The sequence below is a fragment of the Pectobacterium sp. CFBP8739 genome (assembly GCF_013449375.1).
Classification (GTDB): Bacteria; Pseudomonadota; Gammaproteobacteria; order Enterobacterales; family Enterobacteriaceae; genus Pectobacterium.
This window is the reverse complement of record NZ_JACDRR010000019.1, coordinates 136,836-155,917: the sequence shown is the minus strand read 5'-3', so window position 1 is coordinate 155,917 and position 19,082 is coordinate 136,836. Positions and strand designations below refer to the sequence as shown.

The 19,082-nt window shown below is 52.1% G+C and carries 15 protein-coding genes; 6 read left to right on the top strand and 9 right to left on the bottom strand.

Features of this window, described 5'->3' with window-relative positions:
• Nucleotides 1-51: 51 nt before the first annotated feature.
• A complete protein-coding gene (locus H0247_RS14680; protein ID WP_180743197.1) occupies nucleotides 52-2,454 on the bottom strand; it encodes a TonB-dependent receptor domain-containing protein in 2,403 nt (800 codons plus the stop codon).
• Nucleotides 2,455-2,729: 275 nt separating this feature from the next.
• Between H0247_RS14680 and H0247_RS14675 the strand changes: the two genes are divergently transcribed.
• The 5 genes from H0247_RS14675 to H0247_RS14655 all read left to right on the top strand — a co-directional run bounded on the left by H0247_RS14675 (nucleotide 2,730) and on the right by H0247_RS14655 (nucleotide 9,176).
• Entirely contained in the window at nucleotides 2,730-3,233 is a 504-nt protein-coding gene (locus tag H0247_RS14675; RefSeq protein WP_180743196.1) for an SUKH-3 domain-containing protein, read from the top strand.
• Between the two features lie 189 nt (nucleotides 3,234-3,422).
• Nucleotides 3,423-5,693, top strand: coding sequence for a DNA topoisomerase IV subunit A (gene parC, locus H0247_RS14670; protein ID WP_180743195.1), 2,271 nt, complete (start codon nucleotides 3,423-3,425; stop codon nucleotides 5,691-5,693).
• 150 nt (nucleotides 5,694-5,843) lie between these two features.
• Complete coding sequence (locus tag H0247_RS14665) at nucleotides 5,844-6,581, top strand: 1-acylglycerol-3-phosphate O-acyltransferase (protein WP_180743194.1); 738 nt, start codon at nucleotides 5,844-5,846, stop codon at nucleotides 6,579-6,581.
• A gap of 101 nt (nucleotides 6,582-6,682) precedes the next feature.
• A complete protein-coding gene (gene ftsP / locus H0247_RS14660; RefSeq protein ID WP_180743193.1) occupies nucleotides 6,683-8,098 on the top strand; it encodes a cell division protein FtsP in 1,416 nt (471 codons plus the stop codon).
• A gap of 340 nt (nucleotides 8,099-8,438) precedes the next feature.
• A complete protein-coding gene (locus H0247_RS14655) occupies nucleotides 8,439-9,176 on the top strand; it encodes a GntR family transcriptional regulator (RefSeq protein WP_180743192.1) in 738 nt (245 codons plus the stop codon).
• 66 nt (nucleotides 9,177-9,242) lie between these two features.
• On the opposite strand, the gene dkgA is transcribed toward H0247_RS14655, so the two are convergent.
• From dkgA to H0247_RS14640, 3 genes are all read right to left on the bottom strand, one after another.
• Nucleotides 9,243-10,070: a 2,5-didehydrogluconate reductase DkgA gene (gene dkgA / locus H0247_RS14650; RefSeq protein ID WP_180743191.1), complete on the bottom strand. Its 828-nt coding sequence runs from the start codon at nucleotides 10,068-10,070 to the stop codon at nucleotides 9,243-9,245.
• 384 nt (nucleotides 10,071-10,454) lie between these two features.
• Nucleotides 10,455-11,618 (bottom strand): alcohol dehydrogenase, encoded by a 1,164-nt coding sequence (gene yqhD, locus H0247_RS14645; protein ID WP_180743190.1) that lies wholly within the window; start codon nucleotides 11,616-11,618, stop codon nucleotides 10,455-10,457.
• Between the two features lie 3 nt (nucleotides 11,619-11,621).
• Entirely contained in the window at nucleotides 11,622-12,362 is a 741-nt protein-coding gene (locus H0247_RS14640) for an NADPH-dependent oxidoreductase (RefSeq protein WP_180743189.1), read from the bottom strand.
• Nucleotides 12,363-12,594: 232 nt separating this feature from the next.
• Here H0247_RS14640 and H0247_RS14635 point away from each other — a divergent pair, with 232 nt between their 5' ends.
• Entirely contained in the window at nucleotides 12,595-13,527 is a 933-nt protein-coding gene (locus H0247_RS14635) for an AraC family transcriptional regulator N-terminal domain-containing protein (RefSeq protein ID WP_370463344.1), read from the top strand.
• 28 nt (nucleotides 13,528-13,555) lie between these two features.
• Here H0247_RS14635 and H0247_RS14630 read toward each other — a convergent pair whose 3' ends face one another.
• From H0247_RS14630 to H0247_RS14610, 5 genes are all read right to left on the bottom strand, one after another.
• Nucleotides 13,556-14,215, bottom strand: coding sequence for a DedA family protein (locus tag H0247_RS14630; RefSeq protein WP_180743187.1), 660 nt, complete (start codon nucleotides 14,213-14,215; stop codon nucleotides 13,556-13,558).
• 340 nt (nucleotides 14,216-14,555) lie between these two features.
• Nucleotides 14,556-15,746: a cystathionine beta-lyase gene (gene metC, locus H0247_RS14625; protein WP_180743186.1), complete on the bottom strand. Its 1,191-nt coding sequence runs from the start codon at nucleotides 15,744-15,746 to the stop codon at nucleotides 14,556-14,558.
• A 246-nt stretch (nucleotides 15,747-15,992) separates the two neighbouring features.
• A complete protein-coding gene (locus tag H0247_RS14620; protein ID WP_180743185.1) occupies nucleotides 15,993-17,285 on the bottom strand; it encodes a TRAP transporter large permease in 1,293 nt (430 codons plus the stop codon).
• 15 nt (nucleotides 17,286-17,300) lie between these two features.
• Nucleotides 17,301-17,807 (bottom strand): TRAP transporter small permease, encoded by a 507-nt coding sequence (locus H0247_RS14615; protein WP_180743184.1) that lies wholly within the window; start codon nucleotides 17,805-17,807, stop codon nucleotides 17,301-17,303.
• A 63-nt stretch (nucleotides 17,808-17,870) separates the two neighbouring features.
• Entirely contained in the window at nucleotides 17,871-18,848 is a 978-nt protein-coding gene (locus H0247_RS14610; RefSeq protein WP_180743183.1) for a TRAP transporter substrate-binding protein, read from the bottom strand.
• Nucleotides 18,849-19,082 lie beyond the last annotated feature (234 nt).

Below are 19,082 nucleotides of genomic sequence, written 5' to 3'. Positions count from 1 at the left end.
CGATGCCCGAATGAGGCATCGCCTGTTCAATGACAGCGTGAGTGATGCGGATTAGAAGTCCACGTTCACGCCCAATTGGAAGGAACGACCTGGTTGTACGGAGAGGGCGCGGTCATACTGCCCCTGACGGTCGTTGGTCTCAATCTGACGGCTGCTGAGATAATCCCAATATTTACGGTCAGTCAGATTATACACGCCGCCGTTAACTTTCACGTTCTTGCTGATGCGATAGTAAGCCGTCAGGTCAACCATGCCGTAGCCGGGAATGCGCATATATTCGGCACTCGATGCGGTGATTGCGTTGCCTGCATTGGAATAGCTTTCACGATTGGTATCTTTCGCCTGTTTCCCTTTCTGGAAGGTCGATGTCACGGCAGCACCGTAGCGCTGTGCAGGGTCGTCGTAGGCGATACCTATCACGGCTTTCATCGGAGCCACGCTGTCGAGATCGACATAACGATCGCCAAGGTAGCGGGATTTCGATTGACCTTTGGTGTAGCCAAACGCCAGCGTGGTGCTGAGTCCATCAACGGACGGGAACCAGGTGCCTAGCTGTATCTTGCTGCTGACTTCGCCGCCGTAGATATACGCTTTATCGCGGTTTTCTGCCTGATATATCGTACTGATATTACTTGGCACATTGGTGAATTTATCGGGGTTAGCGCTACGACGGTAGCGGGTGTTGGCGATAAAATTCTTATACGTGTTGTAGAACAGTGCGGTACGGAAGGTGATTCCCTCCGTCGCTTCACCTTTTAAGCCCCATTCGACGTTGTTGCTGGTTTCCGTCTTGAGGTCGCTGTTGCCGATAAAGGCATACTGGAACGGTCCGGCATAGTTGGCGTCCAGGTTGGTGCTGCCATAAAGCTGGCTGGCATCTGGGAACTGCGCCCCGCGACGGTACTGCACATAGGTTGTCAGCGTTGGGGTGATGTCATAGAGGAAGCTCAGTGAAGGCAGGACTTGCGTATCACTGTTGGCTTTACCGTACAGCTTGTTGACATCGGATTCACTGATGACACTTCCGTCACCGCTCAGGCGAACCGTATTGGTCGGTTTGGTGCGTTGATGAATGGTGCGTACGGCAGGGACAACCGAGAAGGCGTGTCCCGCCAGATCCCACGTAGCGGTATCCTGCACAAAGCCGCCGACGGTGTAGCTGTTACTATCGGCTTCTGGCTGCATGATGTTATTGGAACCCGTTTGATTCGGCGATTGCCTGAACGGGCGCTCTGTTTTGCTTTGGCTGGCATTAAGACCCCAACTGAATTCGTGGCGATCCCAGCTTTTCACCATATGGGTATCGAACCCATAGGTGGTGACATTGTAGTCGGAATAGACACGGTGGCTATCCGCTGCCGCCATCCCAGTGGTTGCGGGCAGCCAGGTGTTGTCGTGTGATTCGCTGTTTTGGAAGTAAATACGGCTATCAACCAAATCGACCAGCGTATTGTTAACGGGCGTCCAGCGATCTTTCAGGCTGGCGGTCCAGCGGCGTGTCTCGCTGCTTTGTTGCGCGGTGCCGTAAATGGTGTTGTTGCCGTTTGGCAGGCTACCCCAGTAGTCATAATGGGTGTGGTTGGTTTTGTGGTAGTAATCCAGCGTTCCAGTGAGCTGATGCTCGTCGTTGGCCTGCCAAATACCGGACGCCAAAATGGCGTTAGAGTGCCAGTTGGCGGGGTAAGCGGCGATCTCGTCGCTGTTATTACGCGTTTGCTGGCCGTCGCGGCGGCTGAGCACGACCACGCCGCGCAATTCGTCATCACCGCCTGCGGTGGTGATGCCGTTATGCCAACCATGGTTGGCGGAATCGTAGTCACTCTGGAAACCGAAGTAATCCTGCTTGCCCGCCTTCAGATAATCATCAGCAGATTTTGGTCGAAAGGAGACACTGCCTCCGAGTGCGTTGATGGTATTTTCGGCGGAGGTGACGCCTGACTCAATATCAACGCGGCTGTACACGTAAGGATCGATATAGTCGCGTCCCATCCCAAACGTATTGAATCCGGCACGGCTGGCGTAGCTGCGACCCGTGGCATTGGGTAGAGCGATACCATCGGTATCGATAGCAACACGGTTGCTTTCAATGCCGCGAATGTTGTAGCCCGTGTAACCGCCACGGTCGAAACCGCTTTTCCCCGTATTACTGCCGCCGCTGGCACCTGTTGCGCTCACCAGCGGTTGATAACGCATGATGGTGCCAAAATTGTTGCCGCCTTCTTTTTGCATATCTGCGGCCGTCAGCGTTGTACTCGACCCCGATTTTTTCTCGATTTTTGGCGATTTCACTGTCATCACATCGTCGGTTTTTTCCGCTTTCGTTGCTGAATTATCCTGATTCTTCTCGCTGAGTGCGTTGCTGCCCGTGGTGCTATCCGCTGCCATGCTGTTCAGCGCGACGCCAGTCAAGATGCCGGTGAGAAGAATTTTATTTAAATTCTTGTTAATTAACATAGTGATACTCTGCTATAAGGTTGTTCTGGCCAGCGGCGTTGGGGAAACATGGCGTGCTGGTCGCTAACGTCTGCAAGGGAAATGCAAAAACGGGAATAACATTAGCTATCATGTGGTAATGATAACTATTATCAATATGCTAATTATTATCATCTGGCGTTGCAATGATGATGAATAATTCTTAATGAAACGGCGTGTTCGCTATCCAATCGAAGGCGATGGGCGATGAATCAACGCTGACTTTTCCCTTAGTAGCTACCGCGAGATGACTCACGATGTCGATTGAAATCCCCGAATCCGTGCTTCCATTGTTTCAGGCGGCGGGTTGGCCGGATGTCGCACCACAATCAGTCCCGGCATTTGTGCCGGAGAGCCATCCTGCGGCGGCCATCCTGCACGCATTCGGCGGGCTGACGGTCGGGCAGTGTGGCGCAGGGGAAACGTGTGCCAGTGGCGACATTATTTTTGGCGGCAATGAAGATTTGCAGGACGATGACACGCTGCTGGAGTGGCAAGGTATTCTGGCTACGACGCTGATTCTGATCGGCGAAACTCATCACTCGCACGGTGCGCTGCTTATGGATATGACCGGTGTCTGTTATGGAATGAGCTTTATACATGATGCGTTCTGGTTTGAAGGGGCGTCTTTTGCTGCTGCCGTTGAGGGTATTCTGCTTGGTCGTAGGGGAAAGCCTATGCTGCGACCCGATCAGCCATCAATATCCGTCTATGGCGAGACGATGACCGCCGATCATCCGAACGTCTATCGCTACCGCTAACCTTCTTTTCTCGCCGCAGCCGGATTCACATCAGCCATGAACGGCGTGAAGCCGCGACACGGTGCTCAGCGAGATTGTTCCCTGTGACATCACCTCATCAGATAAGGTACTATTCCCGCCAAACATACCGCCGCTATGGCGTGCCGGAAAGCGTAACCATCGCGCCGCGATGTGAGGGAAATGAGAGAAATGAGTGAGATGACTCATGACGGCGCAGAAAGCCTTGCGCTGCGCACGTTTACCGAAAATGCATACCTGAATTATTCCATGTACGTCATCATGGACAGGGCATTGCCGTTCATTGGCGATGGCCTGAAGCCTGTGCAGCGTCGTATTGTGTATGCGATGTCCGAACTGGGGCTGAATGCCAGCGCCAAATTTAAAAAATCCGCCCGTACCGTGGGCGATGTGCTGGGTAAATACCACCCACACGGCGACAGCGCCTGCTATGAAGCGATGGTGCTGATGGCGCAGCCGTTCTCTTATCGCTATCCGCTGGTGGATGGTCAGGGGAACTGGGGGGCGCCGGACGATCCGAAATCCTTCGCCGCCATGCGTTATACCGAATCGCGGCTGTCCAAATATGCTGAAATCCTGCTGTCTGAGTTAGGACAGGGTACGGTTGATTACATCCCGAACTTTGACGGTACGATGCAAGAGCCGAAGATGCTGCCTGCGCGTCTGCCGAATATTCTGTTGAACGGCACTACCGGAATCGCCGTCGGGATGGCAACGGATATTCCACCGCATAATGTGCGCGAAGTCGCCGCCGCTGCGGTCATGCTGCTGGAAAACCCGAAGGCTTCGCTGGACGAGTTATTGCAGCATGTTCAAGGGCCGGATTTCCCTACGGAAGCCGAAATCATTACGCCGCGCGAGGAAGTGCGCAAACTCTACCAGAATGGCCGCGGCTCGGTGCGTATGCGCGCCGTCTGGAAGAAAGAAGACGGTGATGTCGTTATTACCGCGCTGCCACATCAGGTTTCCGGTGCCAAAGTGTTGGAACAGATTGCTAGCCAGATGCGCGCGAAGAAGCTGCCGATGGTGGAAGATCTGCGCGATGAATCCGATCACGAGAATCCAACCCGTCTGGTGCTGGTGCCGCGCTCGAACCGTATCGATATGGATCAGGTGATGAATCACCTGTTCGCTACGACCGATCTGGAAAAGAGCTATCGCGTTAACATGAACATGATCGGTCTGGATGGTCGTCCTAGCGTGAAAGGGCTGGTCGAGATCCTGAGCGAGTGGCTGGTATTCCGTCGTGATACGGTGTGCCGCCGTCTGAACTACCGTCTGGAAAAAGTGCTCAAGCGCCTGCATATCCTAGAAGGTTTGCTGATTGCGTTCCTGAATATTGATGAAGTCATTCATATCATCCGCACGGAAGATGAGCCGAAGCCGGTACTGATGCGCCAGTTCAGCCTGAGCGAAACACAGGCTGAAGCGATCCTAGAGCTGAAATTACGCCATTTGGCCAAGCTGGAAGAGATGAAAATCCGTGGTGAGCAGGACGATCTGGCAAAAGAGCGCGATCAGCTTCAAGCGCTACTGGCGTCAGATCGTAAGCTCAGCAATTTGATTAAGAAAGAAATTCAGGCGGATGCGCAAACCTATGGCGACGATCGTCGTTCGCCGCTGCATGAACGCAGCGAAGCGAAAGCGATGAGCGAGCACGACTTTGTGCCGTCCGAACCGGTCACCATTGTGCTGTCGGAAATGGGCTGGGTACGCAGCGCCAAAGGGCATGACATCGATCCTGCTGGCCTGAGTTACAAAGCGGGTGATAGCTTCCGCGCTGCCGCGAAAGGTAAGAGTAATCAGCCTGTGGTGTTTATTGACTCCACCGGCCGCAGCTACGCGCTGGACCCGATCACGCTGCCTTCCGCACGTGGTCAGGGCGAGCCGCTGACGGGCAAGCTCACGCCGCCGCCGGGCGCAACGATTGAACAGGTTCTGATGGCCGCAGACGATCAGCCGCTGCTGATGGCATCGGATGCAGGCTACGGCTTCGTGTGTACTTTCAACGATCTGGTCGCGCGCAACCGTGCGGGTAAAGCGATTATTACGCTGCCGGATAATGCGAAGGCGCTGGCGCCTATCGAGATCCTCGGTGATGATAACCTGCTGATGGCGATCACTGCCGCAGGCAGAATGCTGTTGTTCCCTGTCTCCGATCTGCCACAGTTGTCGAAAGGCAAAGGCAACAAGATAGTGTCCATCTCCTCGGCTGATTTTGCTGAAGGTAAAGACCGTCTGGCTTGGCTGTATCTGCTACCACCACAGGCTTCCGTCACGCTGTATTTCGGTAAACGTAAGCTGGTGCTGCGTCCGAACGAGCTTCAGAAGTATCAGGGGGAGCGCGGGCGGAAAGGCACGTTGCTGCGTGGGCTACAGCGCATCGACCGGATTGAGGTGGATGCACCGCAGCAGATTAGCACCGGCAGCAGCGAAGAGTAACCCCTCCGTATTGTCCTGTGCAGGTTGAGAAAGGCGGTGTAATACCGCCTTTCTTTAGTTTCCGGTTGCCATCTTGCAGCAAATTGAATCACCGTGTGTTTCAGCGCGAAATCGCTATACTAGCGGCGGCTGTTGGCTAATGAGGTTGCTATGTTATCCATTTTTCGTTTTTTTATTGTCATTATCTTTTCGATTTTGGTCTGTGTTTTTGGCTTGTTCTACTGCCTGTTCAGCCCTAGAAATCCCCGTCATGTGGCGACCTTCGGCCATCTTTTTGGGCGTTTGTCCACGGTGTTTGGCCTGAAAGTAGAAATGCGGATACCGGAAGAAGCCGCGCATTACGGCAACTGCATCTATATCGCGAATCATCAGAATAATTACGATATGGTCACGGTATCCAAAGCCGTCCAGCCGCGTACGGTTACTGTGGGTAAGAAAAGCCTACTGTGGATCCCGTTCTTTGGGCCGCTCTACTGGCTGACGGGGAATTTGCTGATTGATCGCGAAAACCGCGCGAAAGCGCATGGCACCATCGCTCAGGTGGTGAAGCACATTAAAGAACGAAACACGTCTATCTGGATGTTCCCCGAAGGTACGCGTAGCCGTGGACGCGGTCTGTTGCCATTCAAAACTGGTGCTTTTCATGCCGCGATTGGTGCAGGAGTGCCGATTGTGCCGATTTGCGTTTCTACGACCAGCAATAAAGTGAAATTGAACCGCTGGAATAACGGCCTCGTTATCGTAGAAATGTTGCCGCCCATTGACACCCGCGCGTATACCAAAGATCAGGTTCGCGAGCTGGCTTCACACTGCCATGATGTGATGGCTGCCAAGATTGCCGAGCTGGATGCAGAAGTGGCGGCGCGCGAAGCGGCAGACAAAAAATAAACTTACCCCATCGGGTTACGCGATTATTTCTTCCGATTGTTTATTCAAGAACCAATCGGAAGTTAAACTTTGCTTACGGTTAATGGATTTACGGAGTCATTATGTCACTCAGCCGACGTCAGTTTATTCAGGCATCGGGCCTTGCGTTATGTGCGGGAATGACGCCACTGACGGCTAAAGCCAGTGGGAGTTCCGCCGCATTGCCGATACCGCCATTACTGGAGTCGCGCCGAGGCCAGCCTCTTTTTCTGACCATGCAGCGTGCGCATTGGGCATTTTCCGGCGATCGTAAGACAGCCATTTGGGGCATCAATAGCCGTTATTTAGGGCCGACGGTACGCGTCTATGACGGCGATGACGTTAAGCTGATTTACAGTAACCGGTTGAATGAGCCTGTCGCGATGACGATCGGTGGGTTGCAGGTGCCGGGTCCGCTGATGGGGGGCGCTGCCCGCATCATTTCTCCGGGAACCGATTGGTCACCCGTATTGCCTATTCGTCAGCCGTCGGCGACCTGCTGGTATCATGCGAATACGCCGAACCGCATGGCACCTCATATCTATAACGGGCTGGCTGGACTATGGCTGGTGGAAGACCGAGCCAGTAAAGCCCTGCCGCTGCCCAATCACTACGGTGTTGATGATTTCCCATTGATTATTCAGGATAAACGACTGGATAATTTTGGTGTTCCTATCTATAACCCGCCTTCTAGCGGTGGCTTCGTGGGGGATTCGCTGTTAGTTAACGGCATCCAAAACCCCTTTGTTGAAGTGTCCCGTGGCTGGGTGCGTCTGAGATTGCTTAACGCGTCGAACTCCCGGCGTTACGTGATGCGGCTGAGCGATGCTCGGGCGATGCATGTGATCGCCAGCGATCAAGGATTGCTACCGGCACCGATGGCGGTGAACCAGCTTTCTCTCGCACCCGGCGAACGGCGTGAGATTCTGATCGACATGTCGCAGGGTGAAGACGTCACGCTGACGGCAGGGGAATCGGCTGGGATTATGGATCGCCTGCGCGGCTTATTTGAGCCTTCCAGCATCCTGATTTCTGCGCAAATACTCACTCTTAAGCCGACGGGCCTGCTGCCATTGGTGACGGACAACCTGCCGATGCGCCTGTTGGCCGACAATATCATTGAAGGCAGCATCAGCCGCACGCGCGAATTCCGTTTGGGTGACAGCTTGCCCGGCATCAACGGTGCGATGTGGGACATGACACGTGCCGATGTACAAACGCAGCTTGGCCGCTGTGAGCGCTGGATTATTCACGCCGACACGCCGCAGGCTTTCCATATTCAGGGTGTGAAATTCCTTGTGCGCAGCGCGAATGGCGGCCCGCCGGCAGTGGAAGACAGCGGCTGGAAAGATACGGTGTGGGTGGATAACGATGTCGAGCTGCTGGTTTATTTCATGCAGCCTTCCTCAATGGCATTCCCCTTCCTGTATTACAGCCAAACGCTGGAATTGGCCGACCGTGGTTCAACGGGACAGCTCATCGTACAGTCGGCGATGTAAACCGCCTGCATCCCCTTCCGCCCTTATCCCTCTGCCGTGACACGTGTGACGGTAGTGTTTCTGGTATCCACCGATTTCTTAATGTGATCCACCTCTATTCAGACAAACCAAGATTAAAGATGCGAAGCCGTGCGGACGATACCTTATAGATTGATGTTGTGATGAATTAAGGGTGAATCACGTTTTGAACCGCATGCTGTTCCAGGTCTGGAAGGTGATAAAAAACGTTTTATTACAAATAGTTAAGCGTCTGAGCGTTTCGTTTCGTGATGAAATCAGGTTCACTCCCTGTTTTAACCTGCACGCAGCCAGAATGCTGCGCCACTAAAAAGGCTGCACTATGCGGGAATTACTGCTTTGGGTCAGGGAGCAGCTGGCTGAGGCATCATCGGCGCCTCGCTATATGCAGCTCGCGTCGTTGCTTGAGTCAGAAATCAACCGTCGGAAGGCGTTAGCAGGCCAGTTCTTACCTGCGGAAAGATTGATTGCGCAACAGCTGGGATTATCGCGCGTAACAGTTTCCCGTTCCTTGTCGCTGCTGGAAGAAAAGGGGCTGATTGTTCGTCAGCAGGGTGTGGGAACCCGCGTCGCTCAACGGCTCCACTATGCGTTGAGCGTCGAAGATGAAGGGTTCACCGCGCTGGTACTGAAACAGGGTGGCGTCGCTGGGAGCTTATGGCTGGAGAAGACGATACAGGTTCCACCTGCTGCCATCGCGGCAAAAATGTCTTTGCCGGAAGGCGAGGCCGTTACCTATCTGCGGCGCGTGCGGCTGAGTAATGGCGAACCTGTTTCGCTGGAAGCGACCTGGATACCGCAAAAATTCCTGCCTGACCCGAAAGCGCTTGAGCAATCCCTCTATCAATATTGGATGACGCGTGGGATCACGCCGGACAAAAAGCGCTATCGTTTCAAAGCCATTACCTGTGCGGCAGAGGTCGCCACGCTGCTTGGTATCGCGGCAGAGGCGCCAGCGCTGTATTGCCAACTGCATATTTATAACGATCGGGGTGAACTGTTGGAATACAGCGAGGCGCAGTGCCGTAGCGATGTGTATGAAATTCAGTTTGCCGATTAGAAGAAACATGCCAGCATGGGAATGCTGGCATTACAGGTGGACTAGCGCTTAGCCGTAGAGTAGCGCTTAGTCGTTTCTCGGTGCATCTGGGTCCGACCCGAGTCGCTTCCCGCTATCCAACGTGGCAATTTCACCCAGCTCGTCTTTATCCAGACGGAAATCGAATACTTCGAAGTTTTCTTTGATGCGGGAAGGCGTCACCGATTTAGGAATCACCACCAGCCCACAGTCTAAATGCCAGCGAATCACGATTTGTGCCGGCGTTTTCCCGTATTTTGTCGCCAGTTTACGGATAATTGGGTGGTCAAAAACGCCCTCGCCGCCCTGTGCCAGTGGGCTCCAGGACTCGGTCTGGATATGATGCGTCGCATTCCAGGCGTGCAGCTGTCTTTGCTGGAGAAGAGGATGCAGCTCGACCTGATTGATGACCGGCAATACGCCCGTTTCTTCCTGTAAGCGCTGTAAGTGGTGAATGTGGAAATTACTGACACCAATGCTTTTTGCCAGCCCCTGTTCCTGGAGTTTGATGAGCCCGCGCCAGGCATCCACAAAAGTGTTCTGCTGCGGGAGCGGCCAGTGAATCAGGTAGAGATCGATATAATCTAACCGAAGTTTTCTCAGGCTTTCTTCCAGCGCCTTCTGGGGATTGGTGTGATCGCCATTCCAGAGCTTGGTGGTGATGAATACCTCCTCACGCGGCAAATTCGCTGAACTCAGCGCCTGACCGACGGCTTCCTCGTTCTTATAAATAGCGGCGGTATCGATCGCCCGATAACCGATGGACAATGCTTCAGTCACGGCGATCACCGTGTCTTCACTGCTTGCTCGCCAGACACCAAGGCCCAATTGGGGCATGATATTGCCGTCCGTCAGCTTAACTTTCGGTTGCGTCATCTCATTCTCCTTTTATATCCGTTAATCCATAAAAATATCATAGAGTTAACTGGATGGGCGACCTGTTCATATCACGAAAATAGCGGAATGTGATCCCTAGCAGGAACAGGCATATGATTTCATTCTAGTAGAAAAATGCAGCAGTTATGGATTGTCCGATGATAAAGGGAGCCGATTGGCGCATGCCGATCGTTTAAGCATCGAGATACACGGGGCGACCACAGGGGTGAGGCCTCCCTGCGGGTTTCCCCTAATCACGGGCTTAAGTGACCAGTATTAGCCGATTGGCTCCCCTTAACAGACACAGCATTGAGTTGAGGGTATTAGTGTTATTTAAATGATCGCGTTTTCTCCTATCATTCGAAGGGGTAAGAACGGAGGGGCTTAGCGCGCCGCTTCGTAAATCTTCTGGCTTTCTTCCAGCGTAATGTCGCGGTGCTCGCCCAGCGCGGTCAGGCCATGCTCGTTGAGTTTGGCCACCAGTGTCGGAATGGAGCTGCCATCCAACTGATAGTCAGACATGCGGGTCGGTACGCCCATTTTCTCGAAGAAGTCACGCGTAGCGGCAATCGCGCCGTCGATGCGCTGATCTTCGCTACCGTCGCGCAGGTTCCAGACGCGCTCGGCGTATTGCAGCAGTTTGTCGCGCTTCTGGGTTTTTCTTGCTGCCAGCATGGCGGGCAGGACGATAGCCAGCGTTTGGGCATGGTCAAGACCATGCAGCGCCGTTAATTCGTGTCCCAGCATGTGGGTTGACCAGTCCTGCGGCACGCCTGCGCCAATCAGACCGTTCAACGCCATCGTGGCGCTCCACATCACATTAGCTCTGACCTTGTAATTTTCCGGTTCTGCCAGCGCACGCGGGCCTTCTTCAACCAGCGTCAGCAGCAAGCCTTCCGCAAAACGGTCCTGTACTTTGGCATCGACAGAATACGTCAGGTACTGTTCAACGGTGTGAACGAAGGCATCGACCACGCCGTTTGCAATTTGGCGAGCGGGCAGGGTGTACGTCACCACCGGGTCGAGTACGGCGAAAAGCGGCTGGGTGTAACGTGAAAGGAAGGCGAGCTTATCGTTGGTCGATTTACGGGTGATGACCGCGCCGTTATTGGATTCCGAACCCGTCGCTGGCAGGGTGAGTACGGCTGCCATCGCGACGCCGCGATCGATTTCCGCGCCGCCAGTTTGCAGGATATGCCACGGGTCTTGCGCGGCCTGATAATCTGCGGCCGCAGCGATAAATTTCGTGCCATCGACGACAGACCCCCCGCCAACGGCCAACAGGAAATCAATCTTCTCTGCACGAACGACCTCGACGGCTTTCATCAGCGTTTCGTAAGTCGGGTTTGGTTCAATGCCAGAAAACTCGCGTACGTTGCGGCCTTCTAATGCGCGATAGACCTGATCCAGCACGCCATTGTGCTTCACGCTGCCGCCGCCGTAGGTGATGAGGATACGGGCATCGGCAGGAATTTCTTTGCCTAATTCAGCAATCTGGCCTTCGCCAAACAAAATCTTGGTAGGGGTATGAAGTGTGAAATTGAGCATAGGTTATTTGTCCAGTTTAAAGCCCTGTTGGAGGATAGCGGGTAAGACTTTCGGGAAATAAATGTGCTGATAGTAGCTGGCGGTGTTGTCACCCCAGTTGTCGCCGTCTGTGCGACCGGTTTGCTGCCAGTGTGTCACCAGCGTGTGGTTATATTGTTCGATCGCCGCAGGCAGAACGTCCTGATGATAGGTTTCATCATGACGGAAGGAATTCAGCGGCAGGCGCGGTTTCTGATGCGCAGGTGTGTCCACGTAACCGATAGCGACGCCGGCGACGGGGAACGTCAGTTCAGGCAGTTCCAGAAAGTCGATCATCGCCTGCGGCTCGCGACGAATGCCGCCAATCGGGACGATGCCCAGCCCAAACGAGCGTGCGGCGGCCATCAGCGTGCCGAGCGCGATGCCGACATCCGTTGTGCCGGAAATCAGGCTTTCTATGCTTTCATGGGCGTGCTGCTGCTTATCGCTCATGGCAATTCCGACCTGCGTTTTATGCATATCCAGCACTACGGTGATGAAGACCGGTGCTTGGGCAATCCACGGCTGGCCGCCAGCCAATTCGGCAATGCGGGCTTTGCGTTCCGGGTCGCGGGTGACGATGAGCGAGACCTGCTGAGAGTTCACGGAGGTCGGTGCCAGATGCGCAGACTGAATAATGGCATCCAGCACGTCTTCGGGGATCGCTTTATCAAGATAGCTACGTTCACTGCGGTGTGAGGTGAACAGTTCAATCGTTTTATTCATGTCTTTTCCCGTGGGATGAAAGGGTAACGGTATGCTCAATATTGTCATCAACCCACGTAAGACGTTCAATGCACATTTCTGTTTGCTTATTGCCTATTTCTACAAAATACAGGAGAAAAGGGTGATAATAATTCACGAGTATGTCATTTTGTTTCTTCTGTCAGGAGAGAGGCTTCGGGCAGGAAAAGCAAACCAGTAGCGAGATAACATCATGGTGACGCACACTCAAGTCATGTTGACGGAAAGTCAGCCTGAGCCGCAGACGGTACGGCAGCGCATCGTTCAACAGGCAATACGCCGTTCGACCAAAAGCTGGACCACGCCTTCGCTCGTCCCGCAGGTCAAAATTCTGTACACGGAGCAACATCATCCGCGTGTGCCAGTCATGTATGAACCGACGATCGTCATCATTTTTCAGGGCCAAAAGATTGGTTATCTGGGCGGAAAAACCTTCCAGTATGACCCTGAAAACTACCTGTTGATGACCGTCCCGCTGCCGTTCGAATGTGAAACGATAGCCAGCGCCGAACATCCATTGGTGGGGATGGCGATCCGTATCGATATCCAGATGCTTCAGGATTTGTTGATCGACATTGGTGACGACGATAGCACGACTCGCCCCTGTTCCTGTACGTGCGGCGTGAACAGTGCGCCGCTGACCGATGAAATTCTGTGTGCTGTGGAACGGCTACTGGATGCGATGGATAACCCGCGTGATGCCCGTGTGCTGGGCCCGACGATTGTGCGCGAGATTATCTATCATATGCTCTGCGGTGAACGCGGTGCGGCATTACAGGCGTTGGTCAATCGGCATACGCACTTCAGCCAGATTGCCAAGTCTCTGCGACGTATCGAAAATCACTATGCCGATAGCCTGAATGTGGAACAGCTGGCGGCGGAAGTGAACATGAGCGTGTCTGCATTTCACCATAACTTCAAAGCGGTCACCAATACATCGCCGTTGCAGTACCTGAAATCCTACCGCTTACACAAAGCGCGCATGCTGATGATCAATGAGGGGCTGAGAGCAGGTGTGGCGGCCGTTCGCGTAGGGTATGAGAGCGTGTCGCAGTTTAGCCGAGAATTTAAACGCTATTTCGGTGCGACACCGGGCGATGAAGTCGCGAGATTAAAGGCCAGCAATATGGCGGTTGAGGGAAACTGAGTGCGTTGAGAAAGCGTGCAGTTACCGATTAGGCGACGGCACGTTTTTTACGCCACACCACGACAGCCATGCCAATCAGGCCACTAACCAGCAAAATAATCGGGAGCAGAATCAGTGCGGTCATCACCAGATCTTCGTGGCGTTTGACCAGTGGAATGTGGCTGAGTGCATAGCCGAGCGTGACAATTCCCCCGACCCACAGCAGCCCGCTGAGCCAGTTGAAAATTTGGAAACGCGTATTGTTTAACCCAGAAATACCCGCCATCGTTGGCAGCAGCGTGCGGATAAACGCTAAAAAGCGGCCAACCAGCAGCGCCATCAGGCCGTGACGGTGGAACAGGTGATGAGCACGCTGGTGGTAATGCGCAGGAAGCTGCAACAGCCAACCTTTTACCAGACGCGTATCGCTCAGCCAGCGCCCTTGGAGGTAGCTGAGCCAGCAGCCGAGGCTGGCCGCGACGGTAAGCAGAACCATCGTAGGGAAAAAGCTCATCACACCTTTGGCAATCATGGCACCGGTGAGCAGCAGTAGGCTGTCGCCGGGCAGAAAAGAGGCAGGCAGCAGGCCGTTTTCCAGAAACAGCGTTGTGAACAAGATGCCGTAAACCACCCAAATGACATGGGGATCGGCCAGTGCACTAAAATCCTGCTGCCAGAGCGCCTGAATAATGTCGTGAACCACACTCATATTACATCCCGCCAGTGACGATATTCACTATCTCTCAGGCCTGCGGCGATGGAACGCTGAATTACCTGAAATCTACTGCCTATCAAGCCCTAAAATCGGTTGGGCAAAATGCCTTGCCGTATTGTGAGAACGCGACAAGGCTTAATGCTTAATTTTGGTTAAGGTAACGCGGTTTTTGGTAAGCGTTGACTCATGATTATGATAACGCATTCCCCAGCGCGTCGCAGGGGAAATCAAGATGTGGCGGCTTTATGGCCGTCACACTTTCTATATTTTATTGCCCGCTGATATTTTATTTCCTGCCGTTTGGCCGCAGTGAGCCTGCTGACGTCTTGCCAGACTAAGCGCGCAGCCTGCTGAAACCCGCGGCCAGATCGTCGATCAGATCGTCACTGTCTTCAAGTCCAATATGTAACCGAATAAGTGTGCCGGTAAAATCCACGCCGCCAGCAGGACGGATGGCAGCCAGATCTTCCGGCTGATTCGCCAGAATCAGCGACTCAAAGCCCCCCCAGGAATACGCCATGCTGAAGTGTTCAAAATGATCCAGATAGCTTGCCAGTGCTTCTTGGCTGAGCTTCTCTTTCAAGACGAAGGAAAACAGGCCGTTGCAGCCACTAAAGTCACGTACATAGAATTCATGTCCTTTGCACTCAGGTAAGGCCGGGTGGTTCACCACCGCGACTTCGGGCTGCTCCGACAGCCATTTCGCAATGCGGATGCTGCTTTCCTGATGCTGTTTGAGTCTAACGCCCAGTGTGCGCAGGCCACGGCTGGCGACATAAGCGCTATCGGCGTCTACCATTTGGCCCATCAGATAAGAGTGCTCGCGTAGTTGTTCCCAGCAGCGTTCATTAGCGACAGCGGTGCCAATCATGGCATCGGAGTGACCAACAATATATTTGGTAGCTGACTGAATAGAAATATCAATATCAAAGTCGAACGCTTTGAATAAGATGCCTGCCGCCCAGGTATTATCAATCATGATAACGATGTCAGGATTGATGCGGCGTACGGCTTGTACTATTGCCGGTACATCATGGACTTCCATCGTGATGGATCCGGGCGATTCGAGAAAGACCACTTTGGTATTAGGCTGGATCAGTTCGGCAATGTTGGCACCGATAAGTGGATCGAAATAGGTAGTGCTGACGTTCAGCTTACTGAGGACTGTATTACAGAAACCCTGTGTGGGTTCGTAGGCTGAACCGGTCACCAGCACATGGTCACCCGCTGCAACGAAAGAGAGAATCGCGTTAGAGATAGCCGCTGCACCGCATGGATACAACACACAGCCTGCACCGCCTTCCAGTTCCACCATCGCTTCATGAAAGGAGAAATGGGTCAGTGTGCCACGGCGACCGTAGAATAGCGCACCCTTGGCACGGTTAATGGTGGCGTGTTTCTTGTCCTGCACGGTATCGAATACCAGAGAGGAGGCACGTTGAATAACGGGATTGACGGAACCTTGAGTGAATTTCTTACTGCGCCCTGCGGAGACTAACGCTGTTGCCGTTTTTTTGCTTGTCATAACCACTATTACCTTTTCTATTCAATCCTGCCGGATGAGCCAATACGCCAGATATTCCTGATAGTGAAAGTGTGAGGAAACAAGGAGGCGTTATTCGATGTATTAGCCCTACGTTATCACGGCTTGGGCGGCGTGTGGGCGTAAGGAGGATAAGATGGGGGGTAGATGAAAACATTTCAGGAAGAAAGCAAGAAGCACCATGTTGTTCTGTATTGCGGTGAACAACATGGCGCAATTGTGCGTGCGTTAACCCGTATGGACGCCAAAGAGCTTAGGCAGCCAGAGTGAGATAGCCGGAATATAGGTGACCAGCATCAGCACAACGAAGAGCCCGCAGTAGAAGGGCAGCATCGCTTTAACGACCTGTTCTATCTTCTGCTTACTCACCGCACTGGCAACGAAAAGCACTGATCCCACTGGTGGTGTGATTAATCCAACCCCCAGGTTAACCATCATAATCATGCCGAAATGAACGGGATCGACACCGAGTGAGACAGCAACAGGCAGAAGTACGGGCGTCAAAATCAAAATGAGCGGGGCCATGTCCATCAGTGTGCCGAGCAGCAGCAGCATGATGTTAATACACATCAGGATGACGTACTTGTTATCCGAAATGGAGGTAAAAAACGCAGTAATGCGGGCGGGCAACTGCATATAGGTCATGATGGCACCGAACGCCGCAGCGAAACCAATCAAAATCATCACGATCGTGACCGTTTTAACCGTGCGGTACATCAGGGTGGGTAATTCAGACCATTTATAGTCTTTGTAAATGAACATGGTCACGAAGAAGGACCACAAACACGCAATGGCGGCAGACTCGGTTGCGGTAAAGATGCCTGATAGGATCCCACCCATGATAATGACGACCGTCATCAACCCCCACAAGGTATCCAAGAAAATCTTCACGGCTTGGCGAAAAGGAATGACTTCGCCTTTTGGATAACCTCGTTTGTGAGCAAACCCCACACACATCACCATGAGGGTCACTCCCAGTAAAATACCGGGTAACACACCAGCAATGAATAGAGATGCGATAGAAACAGAACCACCAGCCGCCAGTGAGTAAATCACAGAATTATGACTAGGCGGGATCAGTATTGCCTGAACAGAACCACTGGCGGTAACGGCGGCAGCAAAATCGCGCGGGTAACCTTTTTTTTCCATCTCAGGAATCATAACCGAACCGATAGAAGCTGTATCAGCAACGGACGAACCTGATATCGCACCGAAAAACGTCGACGCAACAATGTTAACTAAAGACAATCCGCCGCGAATAAATCCGACGAAAATATAAGCAAAATTAACCAGCCGTCGTGCAATACCACCTTCAGCCATAATGGCGCCAGCCAAAATAAAGAAGGGGATTGCCAGCAATGAGAATTTATTGACGCCACTGGTGATTTGAATCATCACCGCTTCCAATGGAATATCGATCCAAAATGCGCCGATAATCGCGCTCAAACCAACAGAATAGGCGACGGGCACACCAACGGCGAGCAATATCGCTAGTGATGCAAGTAAAACAAAGGCATCCATAATACTCGCTCCAGATTAGGCATTGCCGATCATGACGACAGGACGCTTATCCTGTGGGCCAAAGCAAATGCGTTCGATGATGAATAGAAAAGTGATAAGTGAACCGATCGGAAGAGGTAAATAAGTTTGCCCGGCACTTAATAATGGAAATTCGGCAACCTGTTGCTCCCAAAGTTCAATACACAGTTGAGAACTGTAATAAATAATAAATACGGTGATTAACATCATCAAAAGATCGGCTAGAAAAGCACAACTTTTTTTCATTTTTTCTGGTAAACGGTCGGTTAGCATGGTGACGGCAATATGCGTACAGGCACGATAACTGACGGCTGCACCAACAAAGGTGAACGTGACCATGCAAAGAATTGAGATAGGTTCTGGCCAGGATATTCCCTCATTCATGATGTAACGAGAGAATATGCCTATTGGAATAATTATCGTCATGATGAGTAAAGCAAAGCCGGATACCCACATAGCAATTTTATAGAGGACATCCATGGCTAAAATATATTTATTTGCCATCTTATTTACCTGATGGAGATAAGAACGGGTAAATGCATTATGATTTACCCGTACCTTAAGCGGTTATTTCACGTCGGCGACGGCTTTAATCAGATCCTGATATTTGGCACCAAACTCATCGCGTACAGGTTGCGTAGCCTTAAAGTAATAATCGGGGTCAATCTCATGGAATTGAACGCCACCCGCTTTCATTTTGTCCAGAGACTGCTGATTATATGCACTCCATAGTACGCGTTGCTCTTGCTGTGCTTCTTTCGCTAGCTTCAGTATAAGATCCTGATCTTCTTTCGAAAGTTTGTCCCACTTGGCTTTGGAATAGAGGAAAAGCTCAGGAATGATAAAGTGACGGCTCCAGGTATAATGTTTCGCGACAGGAAGGTAGTTGTGTGCGACAAACGTAGGTGGGTTATTTTCAGTACCGTCAATGACGCCGGTTTGCATGCCGCTAAAGACTTCACTGACGCCCATGGCAATCGAGTTGGCACCCATTGCTTTTAGCGTGGCCAACGCAACTGGACTACCCTGAACGCGAATTTTCATGCCCTTGAGATCTTCTGGTTTCACCACAGGCTGTTTGGTGATTAAGTTACGTGTTCCTGCGTCCATCCAGCCCAGAAAGACCAGTTTAGATTTGCTGTTGTTAGTAATTTTATCGCCAATTTCCTGGCCGATTTTTCCATCCAACACTTTATGCATATGATCTTCATCACGGAAAATATAGGGCAGTGTGAAGACTTCTATTTCTGGCAGAATAGCGGCAACGGGTGTCATTGATACGCGGATAATATCAATTGCGCCAAGCTGTGCCTGTTCAATCATTTGTTTTTCATCACCCAACACGCCGCCGGGAAACATATTAATTTCCAGTCTACCATTGGTAGCCGCTTTTAATTTCTCTCCCATTTTCTGAACAGCAACGACATTAGGGTAACCTTCTGGGTGAACATCAGAGGCTTTAATTTGTTGTGCCAGAAGGGTTTGGCTCATCAGCAGTGTGGCAGAACCCAGGCAAAGGCCGAGCAATTTTTTCGACAGCTTCATTGAGTAGTCTCCAGCGATATGGGTAATGGCAATCATCAAATAGCGATTTGAAAATTAAATCCATGAAAAATAGAATAATAAATAATGGATTTAAGAGTGAGAGAATGGCGTTCTATTTCGCTATTGTTGAACGCATTTTGGCATTCTCTGATAGCTAAGCTAACCTATTATACAACTTCGTAGAATGACTCGCGTCACAAAAGAAAAAGCTAATATGAAATACTGTTTTGTATA